We start from the raw sequence: 15,850 nt of genomic DNA on the forward strand, positions 1-15,850 counted from the left end.
GATAAGGCGCCCATGCAGGCGCCTTTCTGATTGCTTGTGTGCTGCACCCTCACGTCATCGGGTGTTGACGCCACCCCCTGCAAAACGTGGAGCCAGGCGCGCTGCTGCTGCTTCGAACGCGTGCGCTATCTGATCGACGACTTCATCGCTGTGCTCGAACGACAGGTAGATACGGCCATACGGCGAGGGCATCACCAGCACGCCCTCGGCACGTAGCGCCAGGTGCAGCGCCTGGCTGAACGCGGCGTCGGCGAACGCGGCGGCTTCTTCATAATCGGAGGGCGCGCGTTCGCATGGCCAGATGGCGAACACGTTGCCGTAGCCACTGGTGCTGATGGTGATGCCCTGGGCCTTGAAGATCGCCTGCACGGCGTGGCGCAGCTTCTCGCCACGCTCGATCAGTTGTGGGTAAGCGGCGCTGTCCAGTGTTGCCAGCGTGGCGAGCACCGCTGCGCAGGCCATCGGGTTGCCGCTGAAGGTTCCGCCGCGCAGCACCTTGCCCTCTTCGAAGCCCGCCAGAATGTGCGGTTTGCCGACGATGGCCGATACCGGCACGCCGTTGCCGATGGCTTTGCCGACGCTGGCGATGTCCGGGTCAAGGCCTGCCTGCAAGCTGGCCAGGCCGGCATGCAGGCGAAAGCCCATCAGCACTTCGTCGCTGATCACCAGTGCGCCATGGCGATGAGCCACGGCCTGCACATGCTGCAGGTAACCTGGCGCCGGCATGATGCAGCCGGCATTGGCGAGCATCGGCTCCAGCAGCACGGCAGCGATGTCCTGGTCCTGCGCGAACAACCGCTCCACATCGTCGAAGTCGTTGAAACGCAGCAGTGTGGTACGGCCTGTCGAGGGGCGCTCGCCATCAGCGAACGCGGCTTCGGGCGAGCCGACGTTGCCGAAACTGACATCGTCGAACCAGCCGTCGAAACCGGCTGCCATCTTGGCGATTCGCCCGCGCCCGGTGTAAGCGCGGGCAGCGCGGCAGGCCAGGTGCACGGCCTCGCTGCCGGAGTTGGTGAAGATCACGCGGCTGAGTGTGCCGGTGTGCGCTGCCAGCGCACTGGCTGCAGCATGTTCGCGCACGTGGGCCCAAGAGGGCGATGCGGAGTCGCCCAGGGCCTGGGCCACCTGCGCATTGACGCTGTCATCGGCATGGCCGAGCAGTACGGCGCCGAAGCCCAGTGCGGTATCGATGTAGCGCTGGCCCTGGTCATCCCACAGGTACGGGCCTTTGCCGTTGCGGATGAACAGGGCCTGACCGTCGAGTGCCGGCAGGATACGGGCGGCGCTGGAAACATCGCCTACGAGATTGCGCATGAGTACCTCTGTGTAATGGTGCGCAGCAGGGCTGACGGCGGGTCAGGTTCTGCTGGCAGGATTTCGTCCCCTCAGCGGGTGTTCCACGGGCTGCTGGCGAGCTTCTGTTCGAGAAAGTCGCGGAACACGCGGATTCGCGGGCTGAGGTGTTTGCGATTGGTGTAGATCATGTAGAGCGGTTCGACGCTGTCCTGGGCGTATGCCTGCAGCAGAGGGACCAAGCGGCCCTCCTGGATGTCCTGGCCAATATGAAACTCCGCCAGGCGCACGATGCCGGCGCCGCCCAGCGCCAGGTCGCGCAGCAGGTCGCCCTGGGCGAACGTGGCCTTGGGAACCACCGGTACGGTGATGGCCTGGCCATCGACCACGAACCCCCAGGTGTTCCACACGCTGCTGAAACCAAAGGAAAAACAGGTGTGCTGCAACAGCTGCCCAGGGTGTGAAGGTGTGCCGTGCGCGGCCAGGTAGGCGGGCGATGCACAGAGGATCCAACGGCTCTGGCCGATCTTGCGGGCGATGCGCGAGGAGTCGGGCAGCACGCCACTGTGGATCGCCACGTCCAGCCCTTGGTCGAACTGGTCGCTGAACTGCGCGCCAACCTGGATATCCACGGTCAGCCCCGGGTAGGCAGCCAGGAACTCCGGCAGCCAGGGGATGATCTGGTGCTTGGCGAAGGTGGTCATGGTGTGGACCCGCAGCGTGCCGCTGACGCGGGTAGGAAACGCCTCGGCCAGCGAGTCGGCTTCGGCCATGGCATTGCTGACTGCACGGGCACTGACCAGGTAGGCGGCACCTTCCTCGGTCAGCGTCAGGCTGCGGGTGCCACGCTGAAACAGGCGCACCTGCAGGCGGTCTTCCAGGCGCGAGATCAGCTTGCTGATGGCCGACGGGGTCATGCCGCAAGCACGCGCCGCAGCAGAAAAATTGCCGTGTTCGGCAGCGCCGAGGAAGGCCAGCAGTTGTGAGTAGTTGTCCATGTTCTGCCTCCGGTGATCAGCAGAATGCTGGCAGCGCCGCGTCGGGGTGGCAACCCGCGTGCATCGGGATACGCGGGTCGGGTGGCGTGGTGGCCGTTCAGCGAATGAACTGCTCGATGTAATCGTCCGGCAGGCCGAGCGCCTTGTAGTGGGCGCGGGCGGCCTCAAGCTTGGTGAACACGTCCTCGTACCCCACGGCGACCCCTTGTGGGTCGACATAGGTGTAACCGCCTTGCACGTGGAACCAGGTGATCATCTCTTCGACGTCCTGCGGCACGAACAGGGTGTGCGTTTCGCCTGGTGGCTCGAAGGCGAACGAGCCTTCCTCGGCGACCCAGTCGTGCTCCAGGTAGTACCAGCGGCCCTTGAGCACCAGTGCATGCACGCCGCCGGTGTGGCGGTGACGCGACAGCACACCGCTCTGGCGCACCCGCAGCAGGTTGATGTAATAGCCGCCAGAGACGCTCAGCAGCAAGGGCTTGAACGATACCGAAGCGGTCACCGGGACCCACAGTTGGTCGTCTTCGAGCCACTTGCCGAGTACACCGGGGTGGACCATGTCGGGGGACATGAACGGTACTTGCGGCAGTTGATAGGGGATGGCCAGTTCGTCGGGTTTGGGGGCAATGCTCATGAGGGCTTCCACAGTTGGGTTTCTTGAATCCCCGGCCCGTTCAGGGCCGGGGTTGCAGGCAGCTTAGGGATGCGCTGCAGGGCGAAAAAGGGCTTGCTCGGCACAGCTGCTGTGACGCGGGGTCACGGCTGGCAGGCCTCGAACTGCAAGGCGCTGCGCTGGGCCGACAGCGCCGGCTGGCGCTTTTGCAGGTAGACGCCGATGGCCACCAGCACGGCCGTCAGCCCCAGGGTGCTGAGCAACTCGGCCCGCTGGCCGGGGAACGCCGCCATGATGGCGAACACGCTGACGATCAAGGCGATGGTGAACAGGGTCAGCCAAGGGAACAGCCACATGCGCACCGCCAGTGGCCTGCCCAGGGCAACCAGCTTGCGGCGCATGCACAGTTGGGTGATGGCGATCACCAGGTACATCAGCAGGGCCAGTGCACCGCTGGTGGCCAGCAGGAACTGGAACACCTGGGCCGGCAGCAGATAGTTGGCGGCCAGCGCCGCCAGTGCGGCCGCCGAGGTCAGGGCCACAGCCAGTAGCGGCACGCCCTGGGCGGTGGTGCGGGAAACAGCGTCGGGCGCATCGCCGCGGCGCGCCAGTGAATAGACCATGCGCGACGCCGTGTAGATGGCCGAGTTCAGGCAGCTGGTGACGGCCACCAGCACCACGATGCTCATGATGCCCGGCGCCCAAGGGATGTTCATCGCGTTCAGCACCGCCTGGTACGAGCCCTGGGCCAGGCCCGGGGCGTTCCACGGGATCAGGCACACCACCACGAACATCGAGCCGAGGTAGAACAGGCCCAGGCGCCACACCACGGCCCGGATGGCCTTTTTGATGTTGGCTTTGGGGTCGGGTGATTCGGCGGCGGCGATGGTCACCACCTCGCTGCCCTGGAAGCTGAACATCGCGGTCAGCAGCGCAGCGACGATGGCCACATTGCCGTTGGGGGCGAAGCCGCCGTTGGCGTACAGGTTGCTGATGCCGCTGGTGGACGAGCCGGGCATCAGGCCCAGGATCGCCAGCACGCCGAGCCCGATGAAGCTGACGATCGACACCACCTTGAACAGCGACAGCCAGTACTCCAGCGTACCGAACGAACCGACACTGAGGCTGTTGCACAAGACCAGTACCAAGGTCATGGCAAAGGCGGTGAGCCAGTGCGGCAAGCCCAGCCAGTCACCCAGGATGTTGCCGGCAACGATGGCCTCGATGGCGATCACCAGCACGTAGAACCACCAGTACAGCCAGCCGATGGAAAACCCGGCCCAGCGCCCGATGGCCTGGTCGGCGTAGGAGGAAAACGAGCCGGTGTCTGGCCGCGCCGTGGCCATCTCGCCGAGCATCTGCATGACCAGCACCACGATCGCTGCGGCAATCAGGTACGCCACCAGTACCGCCGGCCCGGCGGTGACGATGGCGTTGCTGGAGCCCACGAACAGGCCGGCGCCAATTACCCCGCCGATCGAGATCATCGTGACCTGCCTGCCTTTCAAGCCCGTCCCCAGCTTGTTGTTTGTATTGCCTTGATCGCCACGCATCGGCTTGCACCTCGGTTGCTCGCTTGTTGTTGTCGTGGGCCGTCTGCGCAACGGCCTTGCAGGGTCACCTTAAGCGGCAAAGGCGTGTGGGATTAGCCGGCCAGGCGTCACACCGGGTGTGAACACAGTTCATAGCTGAGCAGGGCAGTACCCGGCAGGCAGGGCAGGGCCGCGCAGTCGGTCCGATATAACCCTGTTGCCGGACGGGAAGGCGCACACTCGAAACAGCCCAGGACTTCTGGGCGTTGAGAGGTGCGTATGACCACTGGCAAGCGCTTCACGGATATCGATGCCCCAGGTGCCAAACCCCATGAGGACGCAGACTGGCCAACCGGGGAAGACGACGAGGACAGTGAGCAGGACGAGCACTCCAAAGCACAGGCTTCTGATGACCATAGGGATGAGAAGGCGCGCACGGAAGGCGAAAGAGGTTCGGGTCGGCCGGACCCGTCCAGGGCTTCTGAGGCTGAACGGTACAGCTATCAGCCTTGGCAAAAAATCAAGCCGTGATGGCCCCGGCCCAGGGTCAGGCGCCCTGGGCCTCTGTATACCCGATGGGTTTACACCGGTGCATCAGCGCCTGCCTGCTCGAGCAAGCCACTGGTCTGCAGGTGTCTCAGTGCTTGTCGGTGAAGTGGTGAGGGTAAAGCACCCGGTCAAGTTCCAGCTTTTCAGCATCCCCCACGCGCTTGCGTACTTCAGCGTAGAACTGCTGGCTCTGGTTCTGGAACCTGATGTAATCGCGGCTACAGGCCTTGAGCGCTGTGCTGAGCTGCTCGCCGGTCAGCCCCTGTGCGTGCTTTTGCGAGGCAAGATAAGCCTGCCAGCTGTTTTCCACCTGCTGCAGCCCCTGAGCGAGCGCTGTTGTCTCGATTGTCGCCATTGCTGCACCCTCTTTGAGCCGTTAACGGCCCGTCGGTGTGGATCGCCCGAGCGACGATGGACCTGCGATGCTGTGCCGGGCACTGGTGTGGCCTCGGAAACCCGAGCTTAGCCTGTTTTCACGAGGGCGCCTGCACCGTGCGCCAAACGGCGGCGGGCGCACACGGCACGTAGGCGAGCAGCCGGCATCGTGATGATGCGTCCAGGCGCAGTGCTGTCGATGGTTGGCGCCGCACCTGAAAAAGCCGCGCAAAGGCCCAACGTCTGTGGCAGTGTTAGGCATCTGGCCAGCCCCACAGTGGTTCCACATGCAAACTCGCAAAACCGGTGTTCGCGCCCAGCAGGCGGACCGCACCAGGCACAACATTCTTCAGGCGGCGGTGAAGGTCTTCAGCAAGGAAGGCTTCACTGGCGGGCGCATCGAGCAGATCTCCTCGCTGGCAAACTCCAATGACCGGATGATCTACTACTACTTCGGCAACAAGGAAAAGCTGTTCATCAGCGTGCTGGAGCACATCTACGCAAGCTTCAACCAAGCTGAAGCCAAGCTGCGACTGGACCTTTCCGACCCCGAGGCGGCACTGCGCGAGCTGGTGGCGTTCATCTGGGACTACTACGTGCGCCATCCCGAATTCGTCACCCTCCTGGCCACAGAGAACCTCCATCAGGGCAAGCACGTCAGGCAGTCGCAAAACCTGAAGGGGCTGTCCGGCGAGGCGGTCGGCGTACTGCGGCCGATCGTCGAGGCGGGCCAGGCCAAGGGCGTGTTCCGCACGGATATCGACATCAGGCACACCTACCTGATGATTGCCTCGCTCTGCTATTTCTATAACTCCAACCGCTACACGCTCAGTTCGTTTCTTGCCGTGGACCTGGCCGATAAACAGGCCAAGTCCGACTGGCTGGCGTTCATCAGCGACCTGGCCTTGCGCGGGCTGCGCTGCTGACGGGCAAGCGCACGGGTCAATGGCTGCCGGGGTTGGCGCGCACCTGGGCGCTCTTGGCCACCAGCCCCTCCCAGGCCGGCTTTTGGGCCGCGAAGCGCTGGCGCAGGTAAGCGGCAAGGTCCGCCACCTGGCGGTTCGACAAACTGTCCTTGAACCCTGGCATGTAGCCCAGCTCACGTGTCGCCGGCGCCGGTATGCCGTGCAGTATCACGCGCAGCAGGTTGTCCGGCAGGTCGCTGTGAACATTGCTGTTCACAGCCATGGACGGGCTGACCCCGAACAGCTTCGGCCCCAGCCCGTCGCTGTGGCAGGCCATGCACGCGCCCTTGAACACCCGCTCGCCATTGCTCAGGGACACCTGGGTGTCGACTTGCGCTGGCGCCTTGGCTGCGACCGCTTGCGGCGTGCCGTCCAGTGAGGCCAGGTAATGGGCAATGGCGCGTACATCGCTTTGCGGCAAAGTTGCCAGTTCGCTGACCACCGGCCCCATGGGGCCGGCAGCCACGCCATGCTTGTCGGAAAAACCGGTGCTCAGGTAGGTGAACAGCTCATTCTCGCTCCAGGGTGTCGATGATTTGCCCAGGGCGTTGAGCGCGGGCGCTTCCCAGCCATCGACCATGCCGCCGGCAAGGTAGCTGTTACCGCTTTTCTCCGCGCCCATCAGGTTGCGTGGCGAGTGGCACGCCGCGCAGTGGCCGAGCCCGTCGACCAGGTAGGCGCCGCGGTTCCATTGTTCGCTGCGCTGCGGGTTGGGCTGGTATTCGCCGCGCTTGAGAAACAGCGCGTTCCAGCCGGCCATCAGTGGGCGCTGGTTGAACGGGAAGCGCATCTGATTGGCCGAGGGCGCCTGGTATACAGGCGTCTGCGACATCAGGTAGGCGTACAGGGCCTGCATGTCGGCGTCAGTGATGTTGCGAAATGAGGTGTAGGGGAAGGCCGGGTACAGGTGCCGGCCGTCGCGGCTGATGCCCTCGCGCATGGCCCGCTCGAAGGCGGCGAACGACCACCGGCCGATACCGGTATCCGGATCGGGAGTGATATTGGTGCTGTAGAGCGTACCGAACGGAGTCTCCATCGCCAGGCCGCCGACATTGACCTTGCCGCCTTGTACCGTATGGCAGACAGCACAGTCGCCGGCAGCAGCCACTTGGCGCCCGCGCTCGAGCATCGAGGCCGACCAGCTGCCAGCAGCAGGTGGTGTCACCGGGGCGATTTCAGCGCGCCAGGGCAGGGCGGTAGCGGCCATGCCCAACGCGGCGCCGAACACTCCGGCGATTGAGCCGAACCACCATTTCGAGCGCCTCGGCGCGGGCTGTGCCGGCGCCGGCCCGTCGGAGCCCTGGCTATCGCCACTCAGTGCCTCGCGCACCCGCTCAGCCGTGATCGGCAGTTCGCGGAAACGAATGCCGGTGGCATCGAACACGGCGTTGGCGATGGCTGCGGCACTGGGTACCGAGGCTGATTCACCGCTGCCCATCGGAGGCTCGTGTTGGCGCGGCAGCATCATTACATCGATGGCCGGTACTTCGGGGAAGGTCAGGATCGGGTATCCGCCCCATTCCTTGCTCGCCACCGTCGATTCTTCGAAGCTCACCTGCTCCTTGAGCACACGGCTGGTGGACTGAATAACATTGCCGTGTATCTGGTGCCGCACCCCGTCGGGGTTGACCATCATACCGGCGTCATGGCCGATGACCACACGCGTCACGGCGACCTCGCCGGTGCGCCGGTCTACTGCAACATCGGCGACCCAGGCCGCCCACGCAGCCCCGAAGCCCGGGAACTTGCTGTGGATGTAGCGTGCATAGGCGAAACCGCGTCCGCGCAACACATCACCTTCGGCGGGTGTCTGCATGGGCTCGGTGCGCGGCTGCCAGCCGGCGCGCTCGGCCGTGGCTTTGACCAGGTCGATGGCGCGCGGATCGCTGAGGTGCTTGAGGCGGTACTCGACCGGATCGACGCCTGCTGCAAAGGCCAGTTCGTCGATGTAGGACTCATGGGCGAAGCTGTTGGGCATGGCCGACACACCACGCATCCACGAGGCGCGTACCAGGGGCGTCATGTCATTGATGGTGACGCGCATGTGCTCGTAGTCGTAGGGGGGAATGGAGGTGCGGTCGCCCATTTCGAACAGTGCCGGTACCGGCTCCACGGCGCCTGTGAGCAGCAGGGCGAGCGTGGGTGCACCGTTGGAGGGGTAGCTGGTCTGGAAGTCGTAGGCGGCGACCGTGCCGTCGGCATTCAGGCCGCCATCGATTTCCATCAGCTGCGCGGTACCCTTGGGTTCCCAGGCATGCTCCTGCTCGCGGGTCAGTTGCACCCGCACCGGGCGGCCGACTGCACGCGACAGCAGCACTGCATCGGCGCAGACGTCGTCCGCGCAGTTTCGGCCATAGCAGCCGGCCGCTTCCATGCGGATGATCTCGATGCGTTGTTCGGCACAGTCCAGCAGCCAGGCCAGGTCTGCACGCAGCAGGTGCGGGTTCTGGGTGCCCGACCAGACGCGGATCTGCCCGTCGGTGTAGTCGGCGAGCGCGCAGGAGGGGCCAATCGAGCCATGCAACTGGTAGGGCCAGAGATAGCTGCGGCTCAGGCGCTGGCTGGCGTTGGCGATGCCGGCGTCGACATCGCCCTGGTCCAGCACGGTGCGTTGCACACGGGGGTTGTCGCGGATTGCTTGAGCGACATCGCTGAGGTCGGGCAATTTGCCGGTGAGCGGCTTCCAGCTGAGCTTCAAGTCGTGGGCGGCGCGGATCGCCTGCTCCTCACGCTCGGCAACCACACCGACGAAGTCACGGATGACCACCACCGCGACCACCCCCGGCACATGGGCAATAGACGATTCGTCCACTGCCAGCAGGCTGTTGCCGACGAACTCGCCGCTGTCGTGGCCTGCATAGGGCGGGCGGATCACCCGGCCATGCAGCATGTCGGGCAGGCGCATGTCGTGGACGTAGGTCAGTTCGCCGGTCGCCTTGCCAGGGATGTCCACCCGTGCCGCGCTGCGACCGACCAGGCGGTAATCCTCGACGGCCTTGAGCGGCGCATCGTCGGCAATGTGCAGTTGATGGCGCTGCCCGCCGACCAGGTCGGCAAAGCTCAGGGTGCGGCCATCTTCGGTAATCAGCATGCCGGCATCCATGCGCAACGCCTGCACCGGGCAGCCCAGGCGCAGGCTGGCCTGTTCCAGCAGGAAGCGCCGCGCCGTTGCTGCGGCCTTGCGCAGCGGCACGGCGGAAATCTGCAGGGTCGCGCTGGCGATGGTGGCGCCCTGGTTCGGCGCCCGCTCGGTGTCACCCAGCACCATGTGCACCTGGTCCATGCGCAGGTCGAGTTCTTCGGCAACGATCTGAGCCAGCGAAGTGCGGATGCCGGTGCCCAGGTCAACGTGGCCATTGAAGGCGTAGACCATGCCGTCATCGCTTACGGCAAGAAACAGCGCCAGCTCACGCGCCTTGACCGTGGGTGTCACACCCTTGGCCACAGGGCCCGAGGGCGGCGTGATCTGGTCGACGATCAACAGTACGCCGGTTTTGCCCAGCAACTGGTCGCGGGTGGGAACGTGTTGGGAGTGGTTCATGTTCTGCTCCGGGTCTCAGGCCTGGCGGCCGGCAGCGCGGCGCACCGCGCGCAGGATTTCGACATGGGTGCCACAACGGCACAGGTTGCCTGACAGTTCGTTGCGGATCTGTTCGTCACTGGCGTCGGGGATGCGGTCGAGCAGGGCCTTGGCGGTCATGATCATGCCGTTCATGCAGTAGCCGCACTGGGCGGCCTGCTCATCGATGAACGCCTGTTGCACCGGGTGTGGCGCGGCCTTGCTGCCCAGGCCTTCGAGGGTGGTAATGTCGCGGTTGGCGGCGCCGGACAGCGGGATCACGCAGGCGCGTGCGGCCACGCCGTCGATGATCACCGTGCACGCCCCGCACTCGCCCAGGCCGCAGCCGTACTTGGGGCCGTTCAGGCGCAGGTCGTTGCGCAGGACCAGGAGCAAGGGCGTGTCGGCCATGGCGCTGACTTCGACATCCTGGCCGTTGACCCGCAGGGGGAGGGTGATTTGCATGGTTGGCTCATCTCTGGAAGTTTGCATGCCGTTCAAAAGCGAGTACCTGCGCTACCAAACCACTCAAGTGGTGCGCTTGTTTAGGTAAGTACTCACTACATGAAATGTTCAGGCAAGAAGCAGGCCAGGGACGATTCCGTAGGGGTTGCTCGGGGTATTGGGCGCGCTCAGCCCGCCTGATCGTCCCCGTCGATCATCTTGCGCAGCAGAAACAGGATCGCCACCCGCTCTGCGGCGTTCAGGCAGCCCATGCTCAGTTCACTGATTTGCCGGGCGCAGGGGATCATCGCATCGAGCAAGGCTGCGCCACTGTCGGTGAGCCCGACAATGACCTTGCGCCGGTCATCCGGGTCTGGTGACAGCTCGATCAGCCCGCGTGCCTTGAGGCGTTCGACAATGCCGCGGATGGTCGCCTGATCGACGGCGGTGGCCTTGATCAGTTCGGCTTGGGAGCTGGGGCCGTGGTCGCGCAGGGCGCACAGGGTGACGAACTGGATCGAGGTCAACTGCGGGTCGCACGCCTGTTGCTGGAAAATCGCGGTGTGCCGTTGGTAGGCCTTGCGTAAAAGGTGGCCGACCTGTTCGGTCACGTCGTAGGGGGCAGTGTCGGGTGCAGCGGGAGCGGGGGTGTTTTTATTCGACATGGGTTGGCTTGGGCTGTGTGGGTTGGCTGGCCGGCCCCCCGGAACGGGGCGCCGGGCCAGTATAACCACTATCGCGCCTTGGACTCCTCAGGCGCGACCACATCACCGGCCAGCACCACGGCCTGGTCATCCAGGTAGATATCGCAGTTGCGCAGCGGAATATCCAGATGGCAGGGGGTTTTGCGCTTGCCCCCGACTTCGGTGTTGGGGCCGGTGGAGAACAGGAAGTTGCCATAGAACGCGCGGGCATCCATGCACATGCCGTCGTTGCGGTCGTGCAGCCCCATGGCGGTCCACTGGGCACGCCGCTGCAGGCCCCAGCCGATATGGGAGATGCCGTAGACCTCGGGGTCGTTGAAGTACTTCATGTAGTCGCGCAGGTACTCGGCCTCGAAGCCGCCATGGATGCCGGTAATGAAGCCTTTCTCGATCTCCAGGGTGATGCGCTCGCGGCAGTAGTTCTTGAACGGCAGGATGATGTCGCCCACATCCAGTACCAGCGTGCCTTCGGCGCTGTCCTCGTTCGGCCAGGTGAACAGAAAGCCGCTTGGCCAGTGGTCCCAGCGGCCGGGCTCGTCGGCATAGCCGTATTCGGTAACGGCCGGGTATTGGCCCAGTGGGGCGTGGAAATCACTGCCGGCCCTGGAACGCACCTGCATCGTGCGGGCTTGCTTGAGCTGGGTTTCGGCGGCCAGCACGCGGCGCTTATCGTCTTCGCTGGGCAGCATGCGCGCCAGGACTTCCGGGGGTTCGACCGCCAGCAGTATGCGCGTTCCGGTCTTCAGGATCTGCTCCTGCTCGGGTGAGTGCAGCAGCATCATGGTGTCGACGACCAGGTCGGCGGCTTCCAGCGCCCGCTGGGCTGCCAGGTTGCCGGTCAGGGCGGTGTCGCCGCAGTAGGCGGTCATATCGTTGCCCATGGCCGTGGGGTGGTTGAACGCGGGCAATTCCACGGCGTAGACCTTCGCCTTGAGCCGCTGCGCCGCTTCCATCGCGGCACTGACCGTACGCGGGTCGGAGTAGTGGCTCTTGAGCACGGCGACGCTCTGCGTTTCGTCCACCCGGGACAGTTTGAGTACGTGTTCGAACATCTGGGTCAGTTCTGCGTTGCTAACCGGCATCAGCTTTCTCCTGGCAGGCCTCGATGAAACCGAAATGCCGCACCGCAGTGGTGCGGGGCGCTTTATCTCGGTGCGAATTAATAGCGTGTACGCCCTATATGCGTTGATGAAAGCGTATCCGGCCTGCAAGCGCAAGTGGTGCGTTGAAACGTTACGAATCCACACATAGCCTAGGTAATGCGGTGACATCTAGCCGACTCGCCGATTTCGATCACCCGTTTGAATTTTTTTGAATATTCCCCTTCCCCAAAAAAAAATACAGCGTATACACTCTAATTCGTCAGGCGGTTCGGCTGACTACATCACAGAACAAGAGGGGACATACCTATGCGGGGCAGGCAGAAAATCGCAATCGTCGGTGCAGGATTGGGCGGGGCAGCCGCCGCCACTTTGTTGCAGCAGGCCGGCTTTGAAGTCGACGTGTACGAGCAGGCACCGGAGTTCACCCGCCTTGGCGCGGGTATTCACATCGGCCCTAACGTGATGAAGATATTCCGCCGCATGGGGTTGGAGCAGAAGCTGGAGCTGATGGGGTCGCACCCGGATTTCTGGTTCAGCCGCGACGGCAACACCGGTGACTACCTGGCGCGCATCCCGCTGGGCGATTACGCCCGTCGTGAATACGGTGCCTCGTACATCACCATTCACCGTGGCGACCTGCACGCCCTGCAGATCGATGCGATCAAGCCGGGCACCGTGCACTTCGGCAAGCGCCTGGAGAAGATCCTGGACGACGGCGATCAGGTACGCCTGGACTTCGCCGACGGTACTCATACCGTGGCCGACATCGTCATCGGTGCCGACGGCATCCATTCGCGCATTCGTGAAGCGCTGCTGGGTGTCGAAGCGCCAATCTACAGCGGCTGGGTGGCTCACCGCGCACTGATCCGCGGTGAGCATCTGGCGCAACATGCCGACGTGTTCGAGGACTGCGTGAAATGGTGGACCGAAGACCGCCACATGATGGTCTATTACACCACCGGCAAGCGCGACGAGTACTACTTCGTCACCGGCGTCCCGCACGAAGCGTGGGACTTCCAGGGCCCGTTCGTGGACAGCAGCCAGGAAGAAATGCGTGCTGCGTTCCAGGGCTACCACCCCACGGTGCAAAAGCTGATCGACGCCACCGAATCGATCACCAAGTGGCCGTTGCGCAACCGCAACCCGTTGCCGCTGTGGAGCCGTGGCCGCCTGGTGCTGCTGGGGGATGCCTGCCACCCGATGAAGCCGCACATGGCGCAAGGTGCGTGCATGGCCATCGAGGATGCGGCGATGCTCACCCGTTGCCTGGAAGAGACCGGGCTGTCCGACCACCGCACCGCCTTCGCTCTGTACGAGGCTAACCGCAAGGAGCGCGCTTCGCGGGTGCAGGCGGTCTCCAACGCCAACACCTTCCTCTACACCCAGGAAGACCCGGCATGGGTCTATGGCTACGACCTCTACGGCCAGGCGCTCAAGAGCGGGGAGGCAGCATGAGCACCTTCGTCGCCGGCGGCAACGTCAACGCCAATGGCATCCGTCAGCATTACCTGCGTTACGGCGGCAAGGGCCCTGCGCTGATCCTGGTGCCGGGCATCACCAGCCCGGCGATCACCTGGGGCTTCGTCGCCGAGCGCCTTGGGCAGCAGTTCGACACCTATGTGCTGGATGTACGCGGCCGCGGCCTGTCCGCGAGCGGGCCTGCACTGGACTATGGCACCGATGCCTGCGCTGCGGACATTCCGGCGTTCGCAGCGGCGCTGGGCCTGGCCAGCTACCACCTGGTAGGCCATTCGATGGGCGCGCGTTTCGCCATCCGCGCCGCCGCGCAAGGGGCGCCCGGGCTGCAGCGCCTGGTGCTGGTCGACCCGCCGGTATCCGGGCCGGGTCGGCGCGAATACCCGAGCAAGCTGCCGTGGTACGTCGACTCTATCCGGCAGGCCTGCAGTGGCATGAGCGGTGACGACATGCGCGCCTTCTGTGCAACCTGGACCGACGAGCAGCTGGCGCTGCGCGCCGAGTGGCTGCACACCTGCCACGAGCCTGCGATCGTGCGCGCCTTCAACGATTTCCACCAGGTGGACATCCACCAGGACCTGCCCCACGTGCGCCAACCGGCATTGCTGATGGTGGCGGGGCGAGGCGGGGTGATCCAGCACCAGGACATCGCCGAGATCCGTGAGCTCAAGCCGGACATCCAGGTCGCTCACGTCGACAACGCCGGCCACATGATTCCCTGGGATGACCTCGAAGGCTTCTTTGCCGCCTTCGGTGATTTCCTGGGCCACTCCCTTGTCTGAAGGAGCACGCGACATGACCAAGCCCTACCGTATCGGCCAGATCGTGCCGAGTTCGAACACCACCATGGAAACCGAGATCCCGGCGATGCTCCTGGCCCGCCAGGCGATCCGCCCGGAGCGCTTCACCTTCCACTCCAGCCGCATGCGCATGAAGCAGGTGAAGAAGGAAGAACTGGCGGCAATGGACGGCGAGTCCGACCGCTGTGCAGTGGAGCTGTCAGATGCCAAGGTAGATGTGCTCGGCTATGCCTGCCTGGTGGCGATCATGGCCATGGGGCTGGGGTACCACCGCCAGTCAGAGAAGCGTTTGCAAAAAGCCACCGCCGACAACGACGCACTGGCGCCGGTCATCACCAGTGCCGGTGCGCTGGTGGAGGCCCTGCACGTGATGAAGGCCAAGCGCATCGCCATCGTCGCGCCCTACATGAAGCCGTTGACCGAACTGGTGGTCAACTACATCCGTGAGGAAGGCTTCGAGGTGCAGGACTGGCGCGCGCTGGAAATCCCCGACAACCTCGCCGTGGCCCGTCACGACCCGGCCAACCTGCCGGGCATCGTCGCCGGCATGAACCTTGAGGGCGTCGATGTGGTGGTGCTTTCGGCCTGCGTGCAGATGCAGTCGCTGCCGGCAGTCGCCAAGGTCGAGGCGCAAACCGGCAAACCGGTGGTCACCGCTGCCATCGCCACCACCTACGCCATGCTCAAGGCGCTGGACCTGGAACCGGTGGTTCCGGGCGCTGGCGCCTTGCTGTCGGGCGCCTACTGAATCGGGAGACGAACATGAGCGACGCACAAAGCGCCAGCGACAACTACCAGGGCGTATGGGGTCAGCGTATCGGCTTCGGGCGCAAGGCAGCCCTGCTGATGATCGACTTCATGCAGGGCTACACCACCCCCGGTGCGCCGCTCTACGCCCCCGGCGTGGTGACGGCGGTCGAGCAGGCTGCCGTGCTGCTGGCATTGGCCCGGGACTGCGGTACGCTGGTGGTCCATACCAATATCCGCTACCAGGCCCCGCATTTTGCCGATGGCGGCGTGTGGGTACGCAAGGCGCCGGTAATGAAGGACATGGTCGAAGGCAACCCGCTGGCGGCGTTCTGCGAGGCCGTCGTGCCGCGGGCTGATGAGCCGGTGCTCACCAAGCAGTACGCCAGCGCGTTCTTCGGCACCAGCCTGGCACCGCTGCTGCATGCACAAGGGATCGACACCGTGGTGCTGGCCGGCTGCTCCACCAGTGGCTGCATCCGCGCCAGTGCGGTGGATGCGCTGCAGCACGGCTTGCGAACCATCGTGGTGCGTGAGTGCGTCGGTGATCGCCACCCCGCGCCGCACGAAGCAAACCTGTTCGACATCGACAGCAAGTACGGCGATGTCGTCAGCCTGCAGGAAGCCATGGCGCAACTCCAGCGCCTGGCCAGCTGAAACCGCACACCTTGCACCCATAACAATCAAGT

At 64.5% G+C, this 15,850-nt stretch carries 15 protein-coding genes; 6 read left to right on the top strand and 9 right to left on the bottom strand.

Features of this window, described 5'->3' with window-relative positions:
- Positions 1-54 precede the first annotated feature (54 nt).
- The 4 genes from EGJ09_RS00270 to EGJ09_RS00285 form a co-directional block, all read right to left on the bottom strand.
- A complete protein-coding gene (locus EGJ09_RS00270; protein WP_125922875.1) occupies positions 55-1,317 on the bottom strand; it encodes an aspartate aminotransferase family protein in 1,263 nt (420 codons plus the stop codon).
- Positions 1,318-1,388: 71 nt separating this feature from the next.
- Positions 1,389-2,294: a LysR family transcriptional regulator gene (locus EGJ09_RS00275; RefSeq protein ID WP_125922876.1), complete on the bottom strand. Its 906-nt coding sequence runs from the start codon at positions 2,292-2,294 to the stop codon at positions 1,389-1,391.
- Positions 2,295-2,391: 97 nt separating this feature from the next.
- On the bottom strand, positions 2,392-2,928 hold the full coding sequence (locus tag EGJ09_RS00280) for a 2,4'-dihydroxyacetophenone dioxygenase family protein (RefSeq protein ID WP_046785581.1): 537 nt from the start codon (positions 2,926-2,928) through the stop codon (positions 2,392-2,394).
- A 122-nt stretch (positions 2,929-3,050) separates the two neighbouring features.
- Complete coding sequence (locus EGJ09_RS00285) at positions 3,051-4,460, bottom strand: amino acid permease (RefSeq protein WP_046785580.1); 1,410 nt, start codon at positions 4,458-4,460, stop codon at positions 3,051-3,053.
- A 258-nt stretch (positions 4,461-4,718) separates the two neighbouring features.
- Between EGJ09_RS00285 and EGJ09_RS00290 the strand changes: the two genes are divergently transcribed.
- Positions 4,719-4,970, top strand: coding sequence for a hypothetical protein (locus EGJ09_RS00290; protein ID WP_125922877.1), 252 nt, complete (start codon positions 4,719-4,721; stop codon positions 4,968-4,970).
- Between the two features lie 106 nt (positions 4,971-5,076).
- On the opposite strand, the gene EGJ09_RS00295 is transcribed toward EGJ09_RS00290, so the two are convergent.
- Complete coding sequence (locus EGJ09_RS00295) at positions 5,077-5,343, bottom strand: hypothetical protein (RefSeq protein ID WP_046785578.1); 267 nt, start codon at positions 5,341-5,343, stop codon at positions 5,077-5,079.
- A gap of 307 nt (positions 5,344-5,650) precedes the next feature.
- Here EGJ09_RS00295 and EGJ09_RS00300 point away from each other — a divergent pair, with 307 nt between their 5' ends.
- Entirely contained in the window at positions 5,651-6,289 is a 639-nt protein-coding gene (locus EGJ09_RS00300; RefSeq protein WP_115275155.1) for a TetR family transcriptional regulator, read from the top strand.
- 16 nt (positions 6,290-6,305) lie between these two features.
- Here EGJ09_RS00300 and EGJ09_RS00305 read toward each other — a convergent pair whose 3' ends face one another.
- The 4 genes from EGJ09_RS00305 to EGJ09_RS00320 form a co-directional block, all read right to left on the bottom strand.
- Positions 6,306-9,869: a molybdopterin cofactor-binding domain-containing protein gene (locus EGJ09_RS00305; RefSeq protein ID WP_125922878.1), complete on the bottom strand. Its 3,564-nt coding sequence runs from the start codon at positions 9,867-9,869 to the stop codon at positions 6,306-6,308.
- Positions 9,870-9,884: 15 nt separating this feature from the next.
- Positions 9,885-10,352, bottom strand: coding sequence for a (2Fe-2S)-binding protein (locus tag EGJ09_RS00310; RefSeq protein ID WP_046785575.1), 468 nt, complete (start codon positions 10,350-10,352; stop codon positions 9,885-9,887).
- A 167-nt stretch (positions 10,353-10,519) separates the two neighbouring features.
- Complete coding sequence (locus EGJ09_RS00315; RefSeq protein ID WP_012314026.1) at positions 10,520-10,996, bottom strand: MarR family winged helix-turn-helix transcriptional regulator; 477 nt, start codon at positions 10,994-10,996, stop codon at positions 10,520-10,522.
- Between the two features lie 68 nt (positions 10,997-11,064).
- Positions 11,065-12,117: a 2,5-dihydroxypyridine 5,6-dioxygenase gene (locus EGJ09_RS00320; protein WP_125922879.1), complete on the bottom strand. Its 1,053-nt coding sequence runs from the start codon at positions 12,115-12,117 to the stop codon at positions 11,065-11,067.
- Positions 12,118-12,444: 327 nt separating this feature from the next.
- Between EGJ09_RS00320 and EGJ09_RS00325 the strand changes: the two genes are divergently transcribed.
- The 4 genes from EGJ09_RS00325 to EGJ09_RS00340 are packed head-to-tail and all read left to right on the top strand — an operon-like array spanning position 12,445 to position 15,818.
- Positions 12,445-13,593 (top strand): FAD-dependent monooxygenase, encoded by a 1,149-nt coding sequence (locus EGJ09_RS00325; protein ID WP_012314029.1) that lies wholly within the window; start codon positions 12,445-12,447, stop codon positions 13,591-13,593.
- A complete protein-coding gene (gene nicD, locus EGJ09_RS00330) occupies positions 13,590-14,396 on the top strand; it encodes an N-formylmaleamate deformylase (RefSeq protein ID WP_125922880.1) in 807 nt (268 codons plus the stop codon). Before EGJ09_RS00325 ends, nicD begins: the two co-directional genes overlap by 4 nt.
- A gap of 13 nt (positions 14,397-14,409) precedes the next feature.
- Positions 14,410-15,162: an Asp/Glu racemase gene (locus EGJ09_RS00335; protein ID WP_115275151.1), complete on the top strand. Its 753-nt coding sequence runs from the start codon at positions 14,410-14,412 to the stop codon at positions 15,160-15,162.
- A gap of 14 nt (positions 15,163-15,176) precedes the next feature.
- Positions 15,177-15,818, top strand: a complete 642-nt coding sequence (locus EGJ09_RS00340) for an N-carbamoylsarcosine amidohydrolase (RefSeq protein WP_046785571.1) — start codon at positions 15,177-15,179, stop codon at positions 15,816-15,818.
- Positions 15,819-15,850: the final 32 nt, after the last annotated feature.

Source organism: Pseudomonas sp. p106, assembly GCF_003936645.1.
Classification (GTDB): domain Bacteria; phylum Pseudomonadota; class Gammaproteobacteria; order Pseudomonadales; family Pseudomonadaceae; genus Aquipseudomonas; species Aquipseudomonas putida_E.

Excerpts from the sequence above, each read along its gene's own strand:
- EGJ09_RS00270 (WP_125922875.1), bottom strand. The coding sequence starts at position 1,317 with ATGCGCAATCTCGTAGGCGATGTTTCCAGCGCCGCCCGTATCCTGCCG.
- EGJ09_RS00275 (WP_125922876.1), bottom strand. The coding sequence starts at position 2,294 with ATGGACAACTACTCACAACTGCTGGCCTTCCTCGGCGCTGCCGAACAC.
- EGJ09_RS00280 (WP_046785581.1), bottom strand. The coding sequence starts at position 2,928 with ATGAGCATTGCCCCCAAACCCGACGAACTGGCCATCCCCTATCAACTG.
- EGJ09_RS00285 (WP_046785580.1), bottom strand. The coding sequence starts at position 4,460 with ATGCGTGGCGATCAAGGCAATACAAACAACAAGCTGGGGACGGGCTTG.
- EGJ09_RS00290 (WP_125922877.1), top strand. The coding sequence starts at position 4,719 with ATGACCACTGGCAAGCGCTTCACGGATATCGATGCCCCAGGTGCCAAA.
- EGJ09_RS00295 (WP_046785578.1), bottom strand. The coding sequence starts at position 5,343 with ATGGCGACAATCGAGACAACAGCGCTCGCTCAGGGGCTGCAGCAGGTG.
- EGJ09_RS00300 (WP_115275155.1), top strand. The coding sequence starts at position 5,651 with ATGCAAACTCGCAAAACCGGTGTTCGCGCCCAGCAGGCGGACCGCACC.
- EGJ09_RS00305 (WP_125922878.1), bottom strand. The coding sequence starts at position 9,869 with ATGAACCACTCCCAACACGTTCCCACCCGCGACCAGTTGCTGGGCAAA.
- EGJ09_RS00310 (WP_046785575.1), bottom strand. The coding sequence starts at position 10,352 with ATGCAAATCACCCTCCCCCTGCGGGTCAACGGCCAGGATGTCGAAGTC.
- EGJ09_RS00315 (WP_012314026.1), bottom strand. The coding sequence starts at position 10,996 with ATGTCGAATAAAAACACCCCCGCTCCCGCTGCACCCGACACTGCCCCC.
- EGJ09_RS00320 (WP_125922879.1), bottom strand. The coding sequence starts at position 12,117 with ATGCCGGTTAGCAACGCAGAACTGACCCAGATGTTCGAACACGTACTC.
- EGJ09_RS00325 (WP_012314029.1), top strand. The coding sequence starts at position 12,445 with ATGCGGGGCAGGCAGAAAATCGCAATCGTCGGTGCAGGATTGGGCGGG.
- nicD (WP_125922880.1), top strand. The coding sequence starts at position 13,590 with ATGAGCACCTTCGTCGCCGGCGGCAACGTCAACGCCAATGGCATCCGT.
- EGJ09_RS00335 (WP_115275151.1), top strand. The coding sequence starts at position 14,410 with ATGACCAAGCCCTACCGTATCGGCCAGATCGTGCCGAGTTCGAACACC.
- EGJ09_RS00340 (WP_046785571.1), top strand. The coding sequence starts at position 15,177 with ATGAGCGACGCACAAAGCGCCAGCGACAACTACCAGGGCGTATGGGGT.